Source organism: Olivibacter sp. CPCC 100613, from assembly GCF_036959255.1.
GTDB lineage: Bacteria > Bacteroidota > Bacteroidia > Sphingobacteriales > Sphingobacteriaceae > Olivibacter.
The window spans coordinates 364,544-385,118 of the sequence record NZ_JAWMTI010000003.1 but is presented as its reverse complement, the minus strand read 5'-3'; the positions used below and the strand labels follow the sequence as shown (position 1 = coordinate 385,118).

Genomic DNA, 20,575 nt, shown 5'->3' with positions numbered 1-20,575 from the left:
CTTAGCTTAATTTATCAGTTGATTCTTTCACCTTGGCATACCCATTATATCTCCCGGGAATCAGCTCATATTGCTTTAGGTCCTTCATTACATATTGAGAATTTAAGTAGCCTTGAATCGTTCGTCTTTTTGTAATGTTATAAAAACGTTGACGGTCTGATTCTTTTGCACTACTTGCCACTTGCTCAAGAAGGCGAATCCGTTGCTCCGAAGATAGGGCTTTAAATTCTTTCGAAAACATTTCTTTTGCCTGTGTGTCAATGCCTTCTAGACCTTTCACAAAAGCATCCTGATCGGCTTTATTGTGACAATCATCTACCATTTTCAAAACAAAAAGATGTAATTTAAGATCTTTCGCCCCTGGTGTCTTTGTTTTAGGAAGTATCGTTTCTGTGATTTCAGCTAACAAATTCTCTTGCAAATCTGTAATATCTATATTGTGTAACTGAATGGATGCTTTTCCAGCCTGTTCTGAACATGAGGGTAAGATGGCGATACCTCCTGCTATAATAAAAAGGCTCCTGATTGCTGCTCTTCTTTTCATCCGATTTATAGTCTTATTTTAGTTTAGCGTCCTGATGTTATTATATCAAATTCAATATTAGCGATAAATATGCTAAGAAAGAAATTACAGGTATCGATTTGTTTCATTTCCGTTCTTTCCAATTAAATTGATTTTATGAATAGAATTGACAAAGAATTTTCCTTGACTAAAAGGATTTTATACCATATTGTTATTGTAATGGTTGCCTAGGGGAGACGTTCAATAAGCCTTTAAACTTTTTATATCTACAATTGTTCAAACAATAAAAAAAAGAAAGATGAGAAAAACAATCTCTGGTGTTGTGATTTTGTTGCTAATTGCCATTCTTTTAGTCTCCGGATGGTTTATTTACCATAAATTCGACTTGGGCGCGTCAAAAGTAAAAGTGACGGAAGATCTAATGGTTGAGCGTATTACTGACATTGGCAAATTGGAATTGGTTAAATATTCGATGAAGGATGTGCTCGAACGAAAAGAGTTACGCTATTTTTTTCCCGATCAAAGAGTGCTGTTTATAGCAGTTGGAGAGGTGGCAGGTTGTATCGATCTTAGAAAAGTAACAAAAGAAGACGTTGTTAGACATCGTGTCGATTCTGTCACCATCTATTTACCCCAACCTGAAATTTGCTATGTTCGTTTGGATCATAAGAAGTCCAAAGTTTATGATATTTCAGGCGCGTGGTTACCTGGAGATACGAAAGATTTAGTTGAAGGTATTTATCAATTGGCAGAACAGCGTTTGCTGAAAAATGCGCAGGAAATGAACGTCTTAGGTAAGACGAAAGAAAATGCTTCCGTTATTTTTAAACCGATGATTGAAAATATAACTGGAGCAAAGGTAAATATTGCTTTTAGATAGCAATTGTTTTTAATATAAAGAGACCTGAAATCAATAATTTTGTGTCGCGAAAATCAAAAATAACATGGCGGAAGATTTATTTATTAATGAAGGTACAAAAGAAGATCAATATCAGTCTTTATTACCGCAGGTAAAGGCTTTATTAACAGGAGAAGAAGATTTAATCGCTAATTTGGCGAATATTGCTGCTGCACTCAAAACGCAATTCGATTTTTTTTGGGTTGGTTTTTATTTAATCAAGGATGGCGAATTGGTTTTAGGGCCATTTCAGGGACCCGTTGCCTGCACGCGCATACAAATAGGTAAGGGTGTGTGTGGTACTGCCTGGAAAGAGAATCGTGTATTGATTGTTCCCGATGTTGATCAATTCCCAGGCCATATTGCCTGTAGTTCGTACGCTAAATCGGAAATCGTATTACCAGTAAGGCAGCATGGAAAGGTAATTGGTGTGCTCGATATCGATAGTAAGCGTTTGGAGGACTTTGATGAAATAGATCATAAATATTTAGAACAATTACTCATTTTTTTGTCGAAATCTATTTGAACTTTCTGTTTGCCTACTTGTTAACGTATAAAAATCGAAGTTATGCGTTATATCAGACAATTGGCAGTTATTAACTTTATTAGCTATTGTTTCGCATTTCTAATATCTATGTTGGGTCAAACAAGGGATATTGGGGGATATACCATGCGTGAAATGGCAGCTAAATATGAGTCTGGAATTACACCGGCCGCATTCACTTTTTCGGTCTGGTGCGTCATTTATGTGGCTTTGTTTATCATGCTGATCGTTCATTTGATTAAAGCTTTCTCAAAACATCAGCAATATGTGACGAATCAAGAAGTCTTTCAAATTGGTTTTTCTTTTGGAATCAATCAATTAGCCATTGCAACTTGGGTATATACATGGTTAAATGATATGCCTGGTTTGTCATTTGTGCTATTGTTGGTACAGCTTTTTACTTTATACTATATTGCTAAGCGTCTTCAGCTTTTGGCTCCTGAAAAAGGAAGGTTTTCTCTTTTTATTACACAACTGCCTATAAGTATCTATTTTGGATGGATAACAATTGCTTGTTTGGCCAACTTTGCGGCTTGGCTGGTATCTATGGGGTGGTTGTCAAATCCTGCAATCGACCTTTACGTAAGCTATGCCCTGTTATTGACCGCGAGTGTATTAGGGACTGTCATTGTCTATTTTAGGCACAATATATTTTATGGAATGGTTATTATATGGGGTATATATGGCATTTTGATAAAACAGTTTGAGGATGCTGATCCCTATTATCATTCGTTAATTTATGTGGGTGCATTCGGCATTGTCTTTATTTTATTAGCTATCATACGAACTGTTTTGAATTACACGAACAAGCAGAAGAACAATTTTCTAAGCGGAAAGTAAGATTCTGTGCTAATCATTTAATAGTCCATCAATTTTATTATTTTAGTGCTTTTTAGGCTTATCAATTAACTAGAAAGTGCTGAAGATTGCTTTTGATCCGCTATATATTCATCCCGTGCCCCTTGGACATCGCTTTCCTATGCTTAAATATGAATTAATACCTGAACAGCTCGTATATGAGGGAACGGTAGTTTCCAGTAGTTTTTTTAGGCCCCGCGAAATAGACGAATATTACATTAAATTAGCGCATCGAGATACCTACTGGGAGAAGCTGAAAAACCTTTCCCTCTCTACAAAAGAAGAAAGGCGAACTGGTTTTTCCTTAAGCGAGCGACTGATATCCAGGGAGCTTCGCATTGCCCAGGGAACGATCGAATGTTGTATCTATGCTTTACAAGACGGAATTGCATTCAATGTTGCCGGAGGTACCCATCACGCGGGAAGTGATTGGGGGGAAGGGTTTTGTTTATTAAACGACCAAGCTATTGGAGCTCATTATCTTTTAGCACAAAAAAAGGTGGAAAAAATTCTGATAATTGATCTGGATGTACACCAAGGAAATGGAACAGCTGAGATATTTCAAAACGAACAACGCGTTTTTACCTTTTCAATGCACTGTCAACGTAATTTTCCATTTAGAAAAGAACGCTCTGATTTGGATATTGGTTTACCGGAAGGACTGGCGGATGAGGCCTATTTAACGATCCTAAAAAGGAATCTGGCAACATTGTTTAGTCAAGTGAAACCGGATTTTGTTTTTTATTTGGCAGGTGTGGACGTTCTGGAGACGGACAAACTGGGCCGGTTATGCTTAAGTAAACAGGGCTGTAAGATGAGGGATGAAATTGTTTTCGAACATTGTAAACGTTTTGGAGTACCGGTGCAAGTTAGCATGGGAGGAGGTTATTCTGTGCAGATAAAGGATATTGTGGATGCACATTGCAATACATTTAAAGCGGCCATAAGTAGATTATGTTAAAATTATATCATGTATAGGACACTATTATTTCTAAGTTTTTATCTTTTTTTTAACACAGCCGATGCTGCTAAAGTTGATACGGTCCTTACGCCGAGTAAGTCCATGAAAAAAATGATTAAAGCAGTTGTTGTTACACCCCAGGCATATGATGGAACGAAAGAGATGCCTGTTGTTTACTTATTGCATGGTTACAGCGGCAATTATGCCGACTGGATAACGAAAGTGCCCGCCATTCAAGAAATGGTGGATAACTACCAATTCCTCATTGTTTGTCCGGATGGAGGGTTCAGTAGTTGGTATTTTGACAGTCCGGTTGATACCAATTTCAAGTATGAAACTTATCTAGCAAAGGAACTGGTACCTTTTATCGACCAAAAATATAAAACCATAAGATCCCCAAAAGGTAGGGCAATTACAGGACTAAGCATGGGGGGGCATGGAGCGCTTTATCTTGCATTCAGACATCAAGGGTTATTTGGTGCTGCAGGAAGCATGTCGGGAGGTGTAGATATTAGACCGTTTCCTGCAAATTGGGATTTAGCAAAACGTTTAGGAAGTATGTCTGAACATGCAAAATCATGGGAAGAGCATACGGTAACCAATTTGCTGTATCTGTTGACGCCCGGCAAACTAGCTATTATCATCGACTGTGGAACATCTGACTTTTTTTATACTGTTAATGAACAGCTTCATAGAAAAATGGTAGATAGAAACATAGAACACGATTATATTACGAGACCTGGTGCCCACAATTGGCAGTATTGGTCGAACAGTATAACTTATCAACTCTTATTTATGCACCATTTTTTCTCAAAACAAGAATAATATTATTTTTGTCGCCGTTACATCAAAAAAACTATGTTATCATTCTTTGAAGCTTCTTTAACGCAGCTGTCTATCCATCGTGTTGGAAATAAAACGTTGGATGAGCATTATATTCTTTCCGAACAACCGTTGCATCTCGGGGATGAGCTGTTGCCAAAATTATTAATGCAATATTTTCTAACGCCTTTCGAAAAGGTGAATGAGGTCTATAGATTGAATCATAGTAGCGGGGATCGAAGGTTGAATGAACTTTATCATTTTGTACAGCTGTTTTTTGAAGGGGAAACTGACTTTCATTCCGTGAGCCAGCAGATTACTAAACATTTGTACGAATCGTCCAATCATCCGAAGATAAAAGCAGGTGAAGTGTATATTGCACAATTTGAACAAGTGCAATTAGAAGGGGAAATCCTACGAGGTGTCGGCATTTTCAAATCGGAAACCAAGGAAACCTATTTGAAAGTTTACCCCGAACAGGGAGCCTTTAAAGTAGACTATGAGGAAGAAGCCATTAATATTCATAAGCTCGATAAAGGTTGTCTAATCGTTGATACAGAAAAGGAAGAAGGGTATAAGGTGTTGGCAGTAGATCAAACAAATCGGCAGAATGAGGCCGTTTATTGGAAAGATGATTTTATGCAAGTGACTGTTAGAAATGATAGCTTTCATCAAACAGGTAATTTAATGCAAGTCTGCAAGACTTTTGTGAACGAAAAACTGGAGGAGGCTTTTGAAATGGAGCGGGCAGATAAAATTGATCTATTAAATCGTTCTGCTGCCTATTTTAAGGAAAAGGATGTTTTTCAGTTAGATGAGTTTTCAGAAGAAGTGCTCGGTAATCCGGAAGCTATTACGTTATTCAAGGACTATAAGGCAAGTTTTGAAGAAGCACATGATCTAGCAATCGGAGATGGTTTTGAGATTTCAGGCCAAGCGGTTAAAAAGGACTCGAAAATTTTCAAATCTATCTTAAAGTTAGATAAGAATTTTCATGTCTATATCCACGGCAAGCGGGAATATATTGAGAAAGGTTTTGACGATGAAAAAGGTAAAAATTTCTATAAGCTCTACTTTGAGCAAGAGAGCTAATAGTATATTTTGAAATGAGAAAAAAGATTGCTCAACAACTTAAACGAGGCGCTGTCCCCTTGCTGATGTTAGTTCTTTTTGGGTGGCTATCGACGCATAGCGATCTCGTTGAGCGATTTTACAGCGGGAAACTGTTCCCTGTTTTTGCTATTGTCGGGCAATCAATCACCGTATGGATTCCTTTTAGTTTAGGAGATTGTCTATACCTTCTTTGCGCCTTTTTTTTCTTTACCTGTTCAACTAAAATAGTTGTTTGTCTTATTAGAAAAAATTATTCAGCCGCCCTCGTTCAAACCTTACAAGCACTAAATATAGTTTTAATTTTAATTGTTTGCTTTTATCTTTTCTGGGGTATGAATTATTTTAGATTGCCACTTGAGAAAAGAATGGGGCTGCAAATGGAAAAAGGGGAAACTTGCGAATTATTGGAAACTACCGCATTATGTATTGAACGGGCAAACTCTTTTCGGAATCAGTTGACGGAGCGTGATCTGCAGATTTCAAATCAGGAGATTTTTCTAAAGGCCCAAAATCTCATATCCGGCAATAGTACTGTGCAATCGTATATTTTTGGCTATTTGCCGACGATAAAAAAACCGATTACAAATCTTCATGTTAATTACACTGGAGTAGCGGGGTATTTCAACCCTTTTACACAAGAAGCACAGGTAAATACTTCGATGCCTATCTTTTCAAAACCCTTTACGGCCTGTCATGAGCTTAGTCATCAAGCGGGCATCGGATTTGAAGACGAGGCTAATTTAATAGGTTTTATATTATGTGCTGAAAGTAAGGATCCACTTTTTCAGTATGCCGCCTATTATCATGCCGTTTTTATGCTGCTTAATCAACTTGCTTTTCAGGATCGGGACGCTTATTTCAATATGCTAAAATTGATAGATCCGGTTGTTTTGAAAGACGCAAAAGATGAAGAACGCTATTGGAGGCAATTCGATGGTATCTTAACGCATGCCAGTTCCAAATTTTACAACGAGTATCTCCAAATAAACAACCAACCGGAGGGATTGAAGCGGTATAGTAGAATGACAAAATTGTTGATAGCATGGAAAAGGAAGACAGCAATTGATTTTTAATAATGTGGAAAAATTAGTTGATATATTTTGTTTGATTTGTTTTAATAACTATCTTTGCAGCCTTAAACGAAATTAACAATTAGAAAATATATACATCGTTACCTTTGCTATTATTTACCACGACTGTAAAAATGACGAAGAGAGATATGATGTTAGTAAACTGGTTATCATAATGAAGAAAGATTTGCATCCATCAAATTACAGACTAGTGGTGTTTAAAGACATGTCAAACGACTATGCCTTTATAACTAAGTCTTGTATCGACACGAAAGAGACTATCCAATGGGAAGATGGTCAAGAATATCCTTTGGTGAAATTAGAAATTTCCCATACTTCTCACCCCTTCTACACTGGTAAGATGAAGTTAGTTGATACCGCAGGACGTATTGATAAGTTCCGTAACCGTTATAATAAAAAGTAAACCGGTTCAATTAATAAAATAGAGTCTCGATAATTTTATCGGGACTTTTTTTATTTTAGTCCCATACTAGCGGAACATCCGAATCACTAATTTTTATTTTATGCATATCGTTTTATATGACTATCCGGAACAGCGCATCAATTTATATCCTTTAAGTTTAACCAGACCTATTGGTAATCTTCGAGTTGGAACGTTAACGATCGCCGAAAAATGGGAAAAATGGATGGATGTTTCGGTTTCTTACCTTACTGCCGACTATCTACAAGGAAAATATCCTTTATCAACTACAAGCGGAGAAGTTTTAATCGTTAATGGCGGTGTTTGTCCGGATGAAGCTTTATGTGCAGCGTTGGAACGGCTTAGAATAGGTGAGAAATTAGTTGAAAGTAAGCGATTTATCGCTGCTAAAGCTGACGGAGCACATTGGACCAAAGAGCGCGATTTCTCAGATTATAAACCGATCGTTTATGAAAGGGCTTATACTTCCCTCCGCTATCCAGAAGATATTTTTTTACAAAATGGATCCGAAATAGTAAAAGATTTTAACCTATTAACAAAAGGAAGGAGTTCTGCTAATATAAGTTCGACGGTCAGTTTGCTAGGTGAAGCAATTTTTATAGAAGAGGGTGTATCGGCTGAATTTTGCACGATCAATACCTTGAAAGGACCCGTTTATCTAGGAAAGAACAGTGAAATATGGGAGGGGGCTTTAATTCGTGGACCCTTTTCATTGGGAGAAAATTCGCAGGTTAAATTGGGCGCAAAGATCTATAATAATGTAACTGTCGGTCCTGGTTGTCGCGTTGGAGGAGAGTTAAACACCTGTTTGATTTGGGGAAATTCTTCCAAAGGGCACGAAGGTTACTTTGGAAGTGGTGTTATGGGGGAGTGGTGTAATTGGGGAGCGGATACCAACAATTCCAACTTAAAGAATAACTATAAAAATGTGAAGCTATATCATTATGGAGAGGATGCTTATCGTGATACACATATGCAATTTTGCGGGCTAATCATGGCGGACCACGCAAAATGCGCAATTAATACGGCTTTTAATACAGGCACCGTAGTTGGTGTCGCTGCGAGTATCTTTGGAAGTGAAGCACCACCTACCTTTGTTCCCGATTTTTCTTGGGGTATCGGAAAAGGTGCAAGTGTTTATGCCTTGGAAAAAATGTTTGAGACAGCAGAGTTGGTTTTTGCCAGGCGTAATTGTAAATTTGACCCTATAGAAGCATCCATTTTACGTAAAGTTTTTCAGATAACATCAAAACAGAGAAATAATAAAATTTAATCAATCATGCGAAAAAAAATTGTTGCCGGTAATTGGAAGATGAACTTGGGTTACCAAGAAGGAATAAGCCTTTTTTCTGAAGTGGCAAATATGGTAAAAGATGAAGTTATTGGTAATCAGCAAATAATCGTTTGTAGTCCTTTTATCCATTTACATTCTATCGCTTCTTTAACGAACGAGCACAAAAATGTGTTTGTGGGAGCTCAGAATATTCACCAAGAAGATGCAGGTGCGTACACAGGGGAGGTCTCTGCAAAACAAGTGCGTTCGACTGGTGCTGCCTATGTAATATTGGGGCATTCTGAAAGAAGGGCGTATTTTGGTGAGTCCGATGAGTTATTGGCAAAAAAAGTAAATATAGCGCTTACCCATAATCTAGTCCCCATTTTTTGTATCGGAGAAACAAAAGAGGAGCGTGAATCAGGAGAATTTTTTGATGTTATCAAAAAACAGTTGGAAAAAGGTGTTTTCCATCTTTCAGAAAGTGATTTTTCCAAAATAATTCTTGCCTATGAGCCGGTTTGGGCAATCGGTACGGGGCTAACTGCAAGCCCTGAGCAAGCACAGGAAGTGCATGCCTTTATTAGAAAAGAAGTAGAAGCTAAATATGGTTCCGCTGTAGCAGACGAAACCAGTATTCTATATGGCGGGAGCTGTAATCCAAAAAATGCACCCGACTTATTTTCGCAACCGGATATCGATGGGGGATTAATAGGTGGAGCTTCATTGAAATCGAGAGACTTCACCGATATAGTGAAGGTTTTTAACTAATTGTGTATTTTTGAAAGGGTTTCCAATTGATCAAATTCGGAAACCTTTTTTATTTGATAAAATGGACTATAGCGAACTTACTTTTGTTTGTGTGGGAGAAGAGGGATGGCAAAGAGATCTGTTTATTAATGATTTAGCTGCTTTAGGCTTTGATACGTTCGAAGATACTGCCTTGGGTTTTAAAGCTTATATTGCCAGTGCATCATTGGATCTCGTAGCTGTTGAAAATTTGTTGCTCACCTTGCCCGAAAACTTCCACGTCTCTTATAGTCGTCAAGAGATTAGTCCTAGAAACTGGAATGCAGTTTGGGAAAGCAATTTTGAGCCGATTATCATCGATAAGCGTTGCTACGTTCGTGCCACCTTTCATGAACCTGAGCCCGATTTTGAATATGAGGTTATTATAGATCCAAAAATGGCTTTCGGTACTGGGCATCATCAAACAACCTCACTCATGATGGAATATCTGTTGGAGAGCAGTGTTGCAGGAAAGCGTGTACTGGATATGGGATGTGGTACCGGTATACTTGCTATTTTGGCAGCGAAGATTGGCGCAGAAAGGGTCGTAGCAATTGATTATGATCCCGTTTGCTATGAAAGTGTTAAGGAAAATGTTGAGTTGAATCAAGTTTCTGTTATAGAGGTACTTTGCGGATCGAAAGAAGTGATTCCACACGAACCGTATGACTTGATCCTCGCAAACATCAATAGAAATATATTGTTAGACCAATTGGAGGTTTATTCAGCTGTTTTAAAACCGCATGGCCAGCTATTTTTGAGTGGTTTTTATGATGGGGACGATTTAAACCAGTTAGCAGAGGCCGCGAATAAACTGAATATAATTTTCTCGGAAAAAAAGGTAAAAGATAATTGGGTTGCAGCAAAATTTGAACAGAACCATAAAAGAAAGAATATAATATGCGCGTCCATTTTATAGCTATTGGCGGAAGTGTTATGCATAATTTGGCCATAGCATTAGCAAACAAAGGTTATCTTGTAAGTGGCTCAGACGACTTTATATACGAGCCTTCGAGAACTAATTTGACAAAAAACGGCCTGATGCCGGAAGAATTAGGTTGGCATCCTGAACGGATTACGGAAGATATTAATGCCGTTGTACTGGGTATGCATGCAAAGGTGGACAATCCAGAACTTGTCAGGGCGCAAGAACTTGGTTTGCAGATTTATTCTTATCCCGCCTATATTTACGAACAATCTAAAGAAAAAACCCGTGTTGTTATCGGAGGCAGTCATGGAAAAACCACTATTACCTCGATGATTATGCATGTACTAAAAGTACTGGGAAAGGAGTTTGACTACGTTGTTGGTGCTAAACTTGATGGGTTCGAAACGATGGTCAAGATCACAAAGGACGCGCCTTTGATCATTATTGAAGGCGATGAATATTTAGCTTCTGCAGTTGACAGAAGGCCAAAATTTTTACTTTATCATGCTAATATAGCTCTGATAAGCGGCATTGCCTGGGATCATATCAACGTATTTCCAACTTTTCAAGAGTACCTTGAACAATTTAAGCTTTTTATCGAAAGTATAGAAGAAAAAGGTACACTGGTGTATAATAAAGACGATAAAGAGGTGCAAAACCTGGTGTCTAAAGATACTTCTAAGATCAATAAACATGGATACAAACTGCCCGATTTTACTATTAATAAAGGGGTAAGTTATCTTAAAACAGCAAATGGAGAAACGGCTTTACAGATATTCGGAAAACATAACCTTTCGAATTTGGCAGGGGCTTTTACAACCTGCGAATGGTTGGGGATAGGCAGAGAAGATTTTTATAAAGCGATCGGTAGTTTTAAAGGTGCTTCAAGGAGATTGGAATATGTGGCAGATTATGCAGGTAGTGTTGTTTACAAAGATTTTGCTCATTCACCTTCAAAGGTTAGAGCGTCTATTGATGCTGTAAAGGAGCAATACCCAGATAGTAAGTTAGTTGCGATTATTGAACTACATACATTTAGTAGTTTAAACGAGGAGTTCTTGTACGAGTATCGTGATACTATGAGGCAAGCTGACGAAGCCATTGTATTTATCGATCAGCACTCATTCAGACAAAAAAATATAAAGCCGATTGACGCGTTAACTATTAAGAAAGCCTTTAATAGAGATGATATAATTTATTTAAACAATGTACAGGATATAGATACGTACGTCAGCCAATCAAATCCAGTTGGCAAAAATTTGCTTTTTATGAGCTCTGGAAACTTCGGTGGTATAAATCTAGTTAACTTATCAGATAAGTTTTTTAATTTTTAAAAATTATATATATATTTGATATAGTAAGTACGACAATTGGTTAATACCTTCTTCTCCCTGTATACTCGTTGTCTATGGGTCAAGCTAACACACATGTAAAGAATAGTCGAATGAAACCTACGTGATTAATGGAAAGACAAAAGATTATGAAAATAAATCATTTTGGATCATGTACGGTTCCCTGTATACCGACAGGTAGTCATGAGACCGTAAAAAAACAAATTATCTACAAATGAAATCTTTAGGAAAAAAAATAAGATTGCTGCGGCATCAAAATGGGTGGAGCCAAGAGGATGTTGCTAAAAGATTGGACATATCTATTCCCGCTTTTTCTAAAATTGAGACCGGTATAACCGACATTAATCTTTCGAGACTTCAGCAAATCGCCAAGCTCTTTGACATGACGGTGGTGCAACTTTTAAATTTTAACGATGCTGATGAGCAAAAAAAATACAATTCGGATTTAGAGGCTGCCAATAAAAAACTTCAAGAAAGAAATAATGAAGTCATTGAACTACAAAAGAAGGTGATCGAGCTCTACGAAGAATTGAGAAAACTATATGCTAAATGATAGGAACACGCTGACATTAAAATACATATCTTAATGTAGCGTGTTTCTTTCCGAATTGAGCTCCCGTAGCTTTGTGAATTGATAGCATTTCCTTATTGAAATCACCTACCCAAGAGAGTTCCAATTCTTCAAATTGCTTAAGCGGCAACACATACTCTTTTAGCTTTATAAAAAGAACAGATTCCAATCCGTGCTTTTGATAAGCTTTTTTTGTTCCCATCACAATAGCCCGCATACGATTTACTTTACGCTTGTTCAATAAAAATCGAATGCCGTTTAACCAATTCATTTTCCCGTTAAAGTCTTTTATCAATTGATTAGCATCAGGCAATATCAAGATAAAGGAAGCGGGTTCATTATTAACATAAGCAAACCAGATCAAATGCCCATCCATAATTAACTTCATCTTTTTGAAAGATTCCAGGATTGTTTGCATTTTAATAGGTTGAAAATTCTCGAAATTTTCCCATGCATCATTATAGATTTCCATGAAATCCTTGGCGAAAGCTTGTAAATTGTTTTTTTCAAAAGGTTTAAAGGTATATCCCGGTTTTTCCATAACCCAATTAGCAATACGGGTAAAGCGTTCTGGAAAGGGTTTGTTAACCTCTAAATAATTCGTGATCTGTTCATATAGGATGTTAAAACCATAGCGGGTAAAAAGGTTTAAATAATAAGGTTTGTGATAATTCATGCCATAAGATGGTGGCGTAAATCCATCAACTAACAAGCCCCAGAAATTATCATTTTCCCCGAAATTGATGGGACCATCCATTGCCTTCATCCCTTTATCCCCAAGCCATTTTTTTGCAGTATTAAAAAGCTCATTTGCTGCCTCCTGATTATCTATACATTCAAAAAAACCAATGCCACCTACCGGGTTTTCTGATTTATGAATCTTCTCATGATTGATAAAAGCTGCTATTCTTCCGATGGGTTGGTTGTCTTTTAATAATAGCCATCGGATACACTCACCATTTTTATGAAAGTTGTTCTTTTGAGGGTTAAAGATTTGACGTATATCGTCGTCTAATGGGCAGATCCAGTTGTTATCATCCTTATATATATTTTTCGGAACATCTAGAAACTGTTTTTCTTGTTTTTTATCGTTTACCTGGATTATCATTCTTTCCCCAAAATCATTAATAAAAAAGCACCCAGTATAACATACTAAGTGCTTTATATTTTATAATACGGCGATTGCGCGACTAATAGTCGTCATCATCGTCAAAATCGTCGAAATTGTCAAAGTTATCCAAATCATTAAAATCGAAGTCATCTTCATCTTCATCGTCAAAACGTCTTTTTGGTTTTGAATCATTAGGCTTGATACCTGATTTACCCGCTTTTTTTGCTGGATTATTTGATCCAATTTTTTTGTCTGTCTTTTTTGGCGTTTTCATTTCCAATTCTACTAGTTACGCTTGTTTTATATTGTTTGGTTTTGTGCTGATAAAATTACAAAGATTTTAAAACAGTCAAGTAATTTATTGAAAAAATAATACAAAAAAATAGTAGTTATTCAGTTGATTCACCTATACTTTGTTCTTCCGTCAAAATGTCTTTTAATTTTGGTAAATCGGCTGTTGAATTGATGCCGAAATAGTCCATAAACATTTTACTGGTTGAATATAAAAGCGGTTTGCCAATTGATTCTGATTTGCCACTGATTTGTATCAGATCTTTTTCCAGCAACTTTTGTATGGAATAATCGCAGCTCACACCTCTTATTTGCTCTATTTCAAGCTTGGTAATTGGTTGTCTATAAGCTATGATTGCCAGTGTTTCAAGTGCGGCCTGACTCAATTTTTTCTTCGATCGATGGATTTGAAGTTGATTAACAATCTTGTTGTATTCTTTTTTTGTTAAGAATTGATAACCGTTATTGATAGCATACAGTTGAATGGCAAATGCGTCGTTTGCATATTTTAACGTGATTGTTTTAATCGCTTCTTCTATTTGTTCATTCGATAATTCAAGCTCTAAGGCATCGCGAAGAACTTGTTTAATATCAAAAATTTCCACACTCTGTTCAGAAGCAAAGATTAACGCCTCTATATGCTGTACAAAGTTCTCCATGAAATTTTAATCTATTATTAATAGTCGATAATTTGCTCTTGGATGCCTGCGGGGATCTCTCTAAAATCATATTTTTGTGTACGCAGTTGCGGTTCGAAACCAGCCTCTTTTATCGCGTCTTGTATGGAACGCGATGTAAATCGATGTGGTGCGCCTGCCGCAGAAACGACGTTCTCTTCGATCATGATTGATCCAAAATCATTGGCTCCTGCATGTAAGCAAAGTTGGGCAATTCGTTTCCCAACTGTTAACCAAGAAGCTTGGATGTTTTTTATATTAGGAAGCATGATTCTACTCAAGGCGATCATTCGTATATATTCTTCGCCACTTACATTATTGGTAATTCCACGAACTTTCTTTAACAGTGTACCATCATCTTGGAAAGGCCAAGGTATGAAGGCGATAAAGCCATAAGCATCCTTCGGTTTTTCGTGTTGCACATCTCGTATCCAAACGAGATGTTCGAAGCGCTCCTCAATTGTCTCTATATGCCCAAACATCATCGTAGCAGAGGTTGGTAGGTTAATTTGATGCGCGGCTCGCATGACATCTAACCATTCTTTTCCCCCACATTTACCCTTTGAAATTAAACGCCTAACACGATCATTCAATATTTCTGCACCTGCTCCCGGAAGAGAATCTAAGCCGGCATCTTTAAGTGCACGGAGGACGTCTAAATGACTCATGTTTTCCAGCTTGGCAATATGTGCAATTTCCGGGGGGCCAAGCGAGTGCAGTTTTATCGTTGGGTATAATTCCTTTAACTGCTTGAACAAATTGGTATAAAAGCTCAGACCAAGATCAGGATGATGCCCACCTTGCAATAATAGTTGATCTCCACCATAGCGTATCGTTTCTTCGATTTTTCTTTTGTAGGTATCAATGTCCGTAATATAGCTTTCTTCGTGTCCCGGTCTTCTAAAGAAATTGCAAAATTTACAGTTGGCAATACAAACATTGGTTGTATTCACGTTTCTATCAATTTGCCAGGTCACCTTCCCATGGGGAACTTGTCGCTTTCGAAGCTCATTGGCAACATAACTTAACTCAGCAGTTGAGGCATGCTGGTATAGATATAAACCCTCGTCTTTTGACAAAAAATCAAAATTGCGGGCCTTTTGAAGTATTTGTGTAGTATTCATCGAAAATGCCTAATTATAATTGCAAGCTTACTTTTCGCGTATTCATGCACGGTAGACTATGCAAACTTAGCTAATTTTGTTAGGATATCCAATCCTAACGAACGTTCGAATATGAGACTTGGTTTTATGTACTTGCGATGTCTGATGTTTGTCATAACCGCATCTAAACGAATTGTTTTACGCAAAAACTAAGGGGGTTCTTGTAATATGCTTAAAGAAAAATGTATTTTTGCCACTGATTTGAAGCATTGATCAAAGGCATACAAAAGATGTTTACGTAAGATTTGAGCAGTGTCTGTCATCCCAAATTAGAAAAATAGGATGAAGCAACATCAACTTGCATTTTAAACGCAAAAGCTAGTTAAATGAATAAGAAAGTAGCATTTTATACACTTGGCTGCAAACTTAACTTCTCTGAAACTTCTTCCATCGGACGGATTTTTCAAGATGCGGGTTATCAATCTGTGCCTTTCAATGAAGGTGCGGATGTCTATGTTATTAATACCTGTTCTGTAACGGACAATGCAGATAAAAAGTGTAGGAAAGTGGTAAGAGAGGCTTTGAAATATTCTCCAGCGGCCTATATTACAATTGTGGGATGTTATGCCCAGTTAAAACCCAGGGAGATTGCCGAAATTCCAGGAGTCGACATGGTCCTTGGTGCCGCTGAAAAATTCAACATCATTGAACATATCAACGACCTAACTAAGCAGAAAAAAACAATTGTGCATAATTCGCCTATTGAAGAAACCAACGTATTTGTCCCCGCTTTTTCTTTTGGAGATAGAACCAGAACCTTCTTAAAGGTACAGGACGGTTGTGATTATTCCTGTACTTTTTGCACCATACCGCTGGCGCGCGGAACTAGCAGAAGTGGAACGATTGAGTCGCTGGTTAAGCAAGCTGAAGATATCGCCACTTCAGGGGTGAAAGAGATTGTATTGACTGGGGTTAATATTGGTGATTTTGGTATTAGAGAGGGAAAAAGGGAAGATCGGTTTTTAGATTTGATTAAAAAGTTAGATCATGTCGAAGGAATTGATCGGTTTCGTATTTCATCTATCGAACCCAATTTGCTGAGTGATGAAATTATTGACTTTGTAGCTACTTCTAAACGATTTGTACCTCATTTTCATATGCCTCTGCAATCGGGGTCTAATAAAATATTAGGATTAATGCGTAGACGGTACAAGCGAGAACTTTATGTTGAAAGAGTAGAAAGAATCAAAAGTCTTATGCCTGACTGTTGTATTGGTGTGGACGTTATTGTTGGATTCCCGGGGGAAACACGGGAAGATTTTCTGCATACTTACGAATTTTTAAATAGCTTGGATATTTCCTATTTACATGTATTTACCTATTCGGAAAGAGCTAATACAATAGCTGCGCAGATGGAAGGAGCGATACCCGGAAGTGCGAGATCAGAAAGAAGCAAAATGCTGCATATCTTATCGGAAAAAAAGAGAAGAGCATTTTACAAAGGACAACTGGGAAATACGGCCGAAGTGCTTTTTGAAGGTGATGTAAAAGATGGGTATATGCATGGCTTTTCAAAGAACTATATTAAGGTACGTGCAAAATATGATCCTTTACTTGTAAATGAAATAAAAGCAGTTAGATTAACGGATATAAGTAATGAGGGAGATGTAGAGGTAGAGGAGCTAGCATCCTTCGTGATACATTAAGAATTATATATGTACCTTTCGGTTCGAAATATAACCTTTATTTTTCTATCTATCATATTGACGGGAACTTTGACAAGCTGTTTGAGTAGGAAAAGAGGAATATCACCCGTTTTAACACATAAAAATTACCATAAAAAGCGAGGAGATATTTTAACAGATGTTTCGGGTAGATCAGGGCTTTATGTCAGCTCAGGGAACCTGCTTGCAGATTATGCCAACTTATTGGACGTTGATGCTCGTGACCTTAAAAATGAAAAACTTTATCGATTTATAAACGATTGGATAGGTACGCCATACGCTTATGGGGGAACAACAAAAAATGGGGTAGATTGCTCGGGTTTTGCAGCGATGTTAATGAGCGAGATTTACGGTAAGAACCTTCCAAGAAGTTCGGAAGACCAAGCTGATGCTATTAAAAGAAAGTATGAGAAACAGCTGAAGGAAGGGGATTTAGTTTTTTTTAGCTTTGGAAGTTCAAGAATAAACCATGTGGGCATCTATCTACATAACGGTAAGTTTGTTCATGCTTCCACGTCGAAAGGAGTCATTATAAGTAATTTAAAGGATAGCTGGTACTATAAGTCTTTCAAAAGAGCTGGAACGGTTAAATAAATATGAAAGAAAAAAATAAGGAGGATTTTGGCTTTTGGACGCAATATAAGCAGTTTGCCGGAAACGAACTATTACTGTATGCGATCATGGTTATTGGAATTGTATTAGGTATTGTTATTTTTGGATGAACATGCATGTTCATCTTAATGGCACTGCACTACTTTAATAATGGCGGTTATTTATTGCTGACCAATAAAATAATTAGGAATTGATAAAAAAAGAAGAGATGATCTTAAACCTAAAACGCCCATTGGCATTTTTTGATTTGGAAACAACGGGCGTAAATGTTGCTTCGGATAGAATTGTGGAAATTTCAATCCTGAAAGCAATGCCCGATGGGCGTGAGTTAGTGAAAACCTTGCGTATAAATCCCGAGATGCTTATTCCGCTCAGTTCTTCGCTTTTACATGGAATATATGATGAAGACATAAAAGATGCGCCCACGTTCAAGCAAGTAGCACAAGAGATCGCTGATTTCTTAATGGAGGCGGATTTGGCAGGGTACAATTCCAATAAATTCGATATTCCCGTTTTGATGGAAGAGTTTTTAAGAGCCGGTGTTAATTTTGATATTGAAAACAGAAAATTCGTCGATGTTCAGAATATCTTTCATCAAATGGAGCAGCGTACATTGAAAGCAGCTTATAAGTTTTATTGTGATAGAACTTTGGAAAATGCCCATAGTGCTGAAGCAGACGTGCGTGCTACTTATGAAGTGCTAATAGCTCAAGTACAACGATATGAAGGTGTGGAATGGGAAGATAAAAGCGGCAATAAATCAATACCGGTTAAAAATGATGTAGATGTACTTCATCAGTTTACCAATCTGAATCGGCCGGTTGATTTCGCTGGTCGTGTTATTTACGATGAAAATGGCGTAGAGGTATTTAGCTTTGGTAAACATAAAGGTAAGAGTGTAATAGAAGTGTTTAAGATAGAACCAAGTTATTATTCTTGGATGATGCAGGGTGATTTCCCTTTATATACAAAGCGATGCATCGAAAAAATATGGACAGATTATCGGAATGCACAATCCAACAATAGAGGGGGGAATGTCAAAGCCTCCGGTGCTTCGAATGTCGCTTCACAGCCGAAATCAAAATCCTACGGAGGTAACAATAAACCGCAGAGTGGTGGCCAGCACTTTAGCAAAGCGAAAGAAAAAAGTGGACCTATTACGGATGATATGCTGAAGAGCTTACAAGATAAGTTTAAGAAATAGGAAGGGGGTAAGTAGTTAAGTTGATAAATAGAAAGAAATCACTACATAACAACTAAACTACTTACCTATTTCAACAAGCTAAAAAGGTGCTTCATCATCCATGTCGTTCATTCTGGAAGGGCGTGTAATAATTCCTCCCATATTTCCAAATTCCGAAGAAGGCATCATGCCTGCGGAAAAAGGATTATCTTCTCCCACACTTCTGGATTCCGCAAATGATCCCCCACCAAAATCCTCTTCCAGATCTTGGAATTTAACATATTTTCCAACAAATTTGAGAGGAACAATAGTCGTTTCACCGTGTCGATTTTTGGCAATAATTACTTCGCCGACACCGGCAGTTGGCCTTCCTTCTTCATCTTCTGTCATGCCATAATATTCGGGTCTATATAAGAACAATACCATGTCCGCATCTTGTTCAATAGAGCCCGACTCCCGTAAATCAGACAGCATCGGTCTTTTAGACGCCCCTGGCCGACTCTCAACTGCCCGACTTAACTGAGATAAAGCTAAAACGGGAATGTTAAGCTCCTTGGCAACCGATTTTAATGCACGTGATATACTACCAATTTCTTGTTCGCGATTTCCGCCTCCCTTTCCTTCTGCTTTTCCATGCATCAACTGTAAATAATCGACGATCACCATTTGTATATCGTATTGCGCCTTTAAACGTCGACATTTGGCCCTAAATTCGAAAACATTCAGAGCAGGCGTGTCGTCAATTAATAAAGGTGCCTCCGTTAATTTTCCAATGCGCGAATGGAGTTGTGTCCATTCATGATCCGCTAAAGTCCCTTTTTTAAGCTTTTCCTGCTCAATTTCTGTTTCACCTGAAATAAGGCGATTTACGAGCTGAACAGAAGACATTTCCAGTGAAAAAACAGCCACAGGCTTATCGTGTAGGACAGCAGCATTTCGTGCACAAGTCAAAACAAATGCAGTTTTACCCATAGCAGGGCGAGCGGCAATAATAACCAGATCAGAAGGTTGCCAACCGGAAGTAATACGATCTAAAGCTGTGAAACCAGAAGGAACCCCCGTGAGTGAGTCTGTTCTGTCGCGAAGTTGCTCTAAATTGTTAACTGCCTCCCGCATGATATCGTCCATTTTACGCGTATCACGTCTTAGGTTATTTTGGGCGATATCAAACAAACTTTTCTCGGCAGTGTCTAACAAATCAAAAATGTCTGCAGTATCTTCGTAGGCATTGTTTATGATTTCGGTTGAAATTTTTATTAGCTCCCGCTGTATATACTTTTGAGATATAATACGAGCGTGGTATTCGATATTTGCTGCTGAGACGACTCTATCCGTTAATTGGGTAATGTAATAGGCACCTCCCACCATTTCAAGAGCTCCCATTTTTCGTAACTCGGCAGTTACTGTCAATAGGTCAATTGGTGAGGATTTTTGAAATAAATTAACAATGGCTTCAAAGATTTTCTGATGGGCATCCTTATAAAATGTATCTATCTTTAGAATATCTATGACCGTTGACAGCGCATCTTTTTCAACCATAAGCGCTCCAAGAACAGCTTCCTCTAAATCTACTGCCTGAGGAGGTAGCTTGCCAAGCCCACTGACCATATTGCCCAGTCGACTTTTACGTTCAGCAAAAGAGCCTTTTTTAGCGGTATTTCTGGATGGATAATTTTCGTTTTCGGAGTTCATAGCACAAATGTAATTAATTTATAATCCCTTCTGATGTA

Annotated in this window: 23 protein-coding genes; 17 read left to right on the top strand and 6 right to left on the bottom strand. The window is 37.7% G+C overall.

The genetic code is table 11. The features are described 5' to 3' along the window. Nucleotide 1: 1 nt before the first annotated feature. On the bottom strand, nt 2–544 hold the full coding sequence (locus RYH73_RS12635) for a gluconate 2-dehydrogenase subunit 3 family protein (protein WP_335313795.1): 543 nt from the start codon (nt 542–544) through the stop codon (nt 2–4). 277 nt (nt 545–821) lie between these two features. Between RYH73_RS12635 and RYH73_RS12630 the strand changes: the two genes are divergently transcribed. From RYH73_RS12630 to RYH73_RS12570, 13 genes are all read left to right on the top strand, one after another. After that, complete coding sequence (locus RYH73_RS12630) at nt 822–1,403, top strand: DUF4230 domain-containing protein (RefSeq protein WP_335313794.1); 582 nt, start codon at nt 822–824, stop codon at nt 1,401–1,403. A 64-nt stretch (nt 1,404–1,467) separates the two neighbouring features. Then, nucleotides 1,468–1,947, top strand: a complete 480-nt coding sequence (locus tag RYH73_RS12625; protein WP_335313793.1) for a GAF domain-containing protein — start codon at nt 1,468–1,470, stop codon at nt 1,945–1,947. Nucleotides 1,948–1,989: 42 nt separating this feature from the next. Next, a complete protein-coding gene (locus RYH73_RS12620) occupies nt 1,990–2,805 on the top strand; it encodes a hypothetical protein (RefSeq protein WP_335313792.1) in 816 nt (271 codons plus the stop codon). A 76-nt stretch (nt 2,806–2,881) separates the two neighbouring features. Beyond that, nucleotides 2,882–3,784, top strand: a complete 903-nt coding sequence (locus tag RYH73_RS12615; protein ID WP_335313791.1) for a histone deacetylase family protein — start codon at nt 2,882–2,884, stop codon at nt 3,782–3,784. Nucleotides 3,785–3,793: 9 nt separating this feature from the next. Continuing rightward, complete coding sequence (locus tag RYH73_RS12610; protein ID WP_335313790.1) at nt 3,794–4,609, top strand: alpha/beta hydrolase; 816 nt, start codon at nt 3,794–3,796, stop codon at nt 4,607–4,609. A 33-nt stretch (nt 4,610–4,642) separates the two neighbouring features. Beyond that, nucleotides 4,643–5,698 carry a nucleoid-associated protein gene (locus RYH73_RS12605; protein ID WP_335313789.1) on the top strand — a complete coding sequence of 352 codons (1,056 nt, stop codon included), beginning with the start codon at nt 4,643–4,645 and terminating at the stop codon, nt 5,696–5,698. Nucleotides 5,699–5,712: 14 nt separating this feature from the next. Continuing rightward, a complete protein-coding gene (locus tag RYH73_RS12600; RefSeq protein WP_335313788.1) occupies nt 5,713–6,792 on the top strand; it encodes a DUF3810 domain-containing protein in 1,080 nt (359 codons plus the stop codon). 172 nt (nt 6,793–6,964) lie between these two features. Next, nucleotides 6,965–7,213, top strand: coding sequence for a type B 50S ribosomal protein L31 (locus RYH73_RS12595; RefSeq protein ID WP_013666308.1), 249 nt, complete (start codon nt 6,965–6,967; stop codon nt 7,211–7,213). Nucleotides 7,214–7,313: 100 nt separating this feature from the next. Further along, the gene (locus RYH73_RS12590; RefSeq protein WP_335313787.1) at nt 7,314–8,504 is read left to right on the top strand and encodes a putative sugar nucleotidyl transferase; all 1,191 of its coding nucleotides are present in this window, start codon (nt 7,314–7,316) and stop codon (nt 8,502–8,504) included. Between the two features lie 6 nt (nt 8,505–8,510). After that, on the top strand, nt 8,511–9,275 hold the full coding sequence (gene tpiA, locus RYH73_RS12585; protein WP_335313786.1) for a triose-phosphate isomerase: 765 nt from the start codon (nt 8,511–8,513) through the stop codon (nt 9,273–9,275). A 61-nt stretch (nt 9,276–9,336) separates the two neighbouring features. Next, nucleotides 9,337–10,212: a 50S ribosomal protein L11 methyltransferase gene (prmA, locus tag RYH73_RS12580; protein WP_335313785.1), complete on the top strand. Its 876-nt coding sequence runs from the start codon at nt 9,337–9,339 to the stop codon at nt 10,210–10,212. After that, nucleotides 10,194–11,555 (top strand): UDP-N-acetylmuramate--L-alanine ligase, encoded by a 1,362-nt coding sequence (locus tag RYH73_RS12575; RefSeq protein ID WP_335313784.1) that lies wholly within the window; start codon nt 10,194–10,196, stop codon nt 11,553–11,555. The genes prmA and RYH73_RS12575 overlap by 19 nt, the downstream gene beginning before the upstream one ends. Nucleotides 11,556–11,787: 232 nt before the next feature. Continuing rightward, complete coding sequence (locus tag RYH73_RS12570) at nt 11,788–12,126, top strand: helix-turn-helix domain-containing protein (RefSeq protein ID WP_013666313.1); 339 nt, start codon at nt 11,788–11,790, stop codon at nt 12,124–12,126. A gap of 16 nt (nt 12,127–12,142) precedes the next feature. Here RYH73_RS12570 and RYH73_RS12565 read toward each other — a convergent pair whose 3' ends face one another. The 4 genes from RYH73_RS12565 to mqnC all read right to left on the bottom strand — a co-directional run bounded on the left by RYH73_RS12565 (nt 12,143) and on the right by mqnC (nt 15,347). Beyond that, complete coding sequence (locus RYH73_RS12565; protein WP_335313783.1) at nt 12,143–13,252, bottom strand: GNAT family N-acetyltransferase; 1,110 nt, start codon at nt 13,250–13,252, stop codon at nt 12,143–12,145. An 82-nt stretch (nt 13,253–13,334) separates the two neighbouring features. After that, entirely contained in the window at nt 13,335–13,529 is a 195-nt protein-coding gene (locus RYH73_RS12560; RefSeq protein ID WP_335313782.1) for a hypothetical protein, read from the bottom strand. A gap of 115 nt (nt 13,530–13,644) precedes the next feature. After that, a complete protein-coding gene (scpB, locus tag RYH73_RS12555) occupies nt 13,645–14,205 on the bottom strand; it encodes an SMC-Scp complex subunit ScpB (RefSeq protein ID WP_335313781.1) in 561 nt (186 codons plus the stop codon). A gap of 17 nt (nt 14,206–14,222) precedes the next feature. Continuing rightward, nucleotides 14,223–15,347, bottom strand: coding sequence for a cyclic dehypoxanthinyl futalosine synthase (gene mqnC, locus RYH73_RS12550; RefSeq protein WP_335313780.1), 1,125 nt, complete (start codon nt 15,345–15,347; stop codon nt 14,223–14,225). 365 nt (nt 15,348–15,712) lie between these two features. Here mqnC and mtaB point away from each other — a divergent pair, with 365 nt between their 5' ends. The 4 genes from mtaB to RYH73_RS12530 all read left to right on the top strand — a co-directional run bounded on the left by mtaB (nt 15,713) and on the right by RYH73_RS12530 (nt 18,866). Beyond that, the gene (mtaB, locus tag RYH73_RS12545; protein ID WP_335313779.1) at nt 15,713–17,032 is read left to right on the top strand and encodes a tRNA (N(6)-L-threonylcarbamoyladenosine(37)-C(2))-methylthiotransferase MtaB; all 1,320 of its coding nucleotides are present in this window, start codon (nt 15,713–15,715) and stop codon (nt 17,030–17,032) included. 81 nt (nt 17,033–17,113) lie between these two features. Then, nucleotides 17,114–17,644 carry a C40 family peptidase gene (locus tag RYH73_RS12540; protein WP_335313778.1) on the top strand — a complete coding sequence of 177 codons (531 nt, stop codon included), beginning with the start codon at nt 17,114–17,116 and terminating at the stop codon, nt 17,642–17,644. Nucleotides 17,645–17,646: 2 nt separating this feature from the next. Continuing rightward, entirely contained in the window at nt 17,647–17,772 is a 126-nt protein-coding gene (locus RYH73_RS12535) for a hypothetical protein (RefSeq protein WP_335313777.1), read from the top strand. A 98-nt stretch (nt 17,773–17,870) separates the two neighbouring features. Then, nucleotides 17,871–18,866, top strand: a complete 996-nt coding sequence (locus RYH73_RS12530; RefSeq protein ID WP_335313776.1) for an exonuclease domain-containing protein — start codon at nt 17,871–17,873, stop codon at nt 18,864–18,866. 78 nt (nt 18,867–18,944) lie between these two features. On the opposite strand, the gene dnaB is transcribed toward RYH73_RS12530, so the two are convergent. Then, complete coding sequence (dnaB, locus tag RYH73_RS12525) at nt 18,945–20,537, bottom strand: replicative DNA helicase (RefSeq protein WP_335313775.1); 1,593 nt, start codon at nt 20,535–20,537, stop codon at nt 18,945–18,947. Between the last annotated feature and the right edge of the window lie 38 nt (nt 20,538–20,575).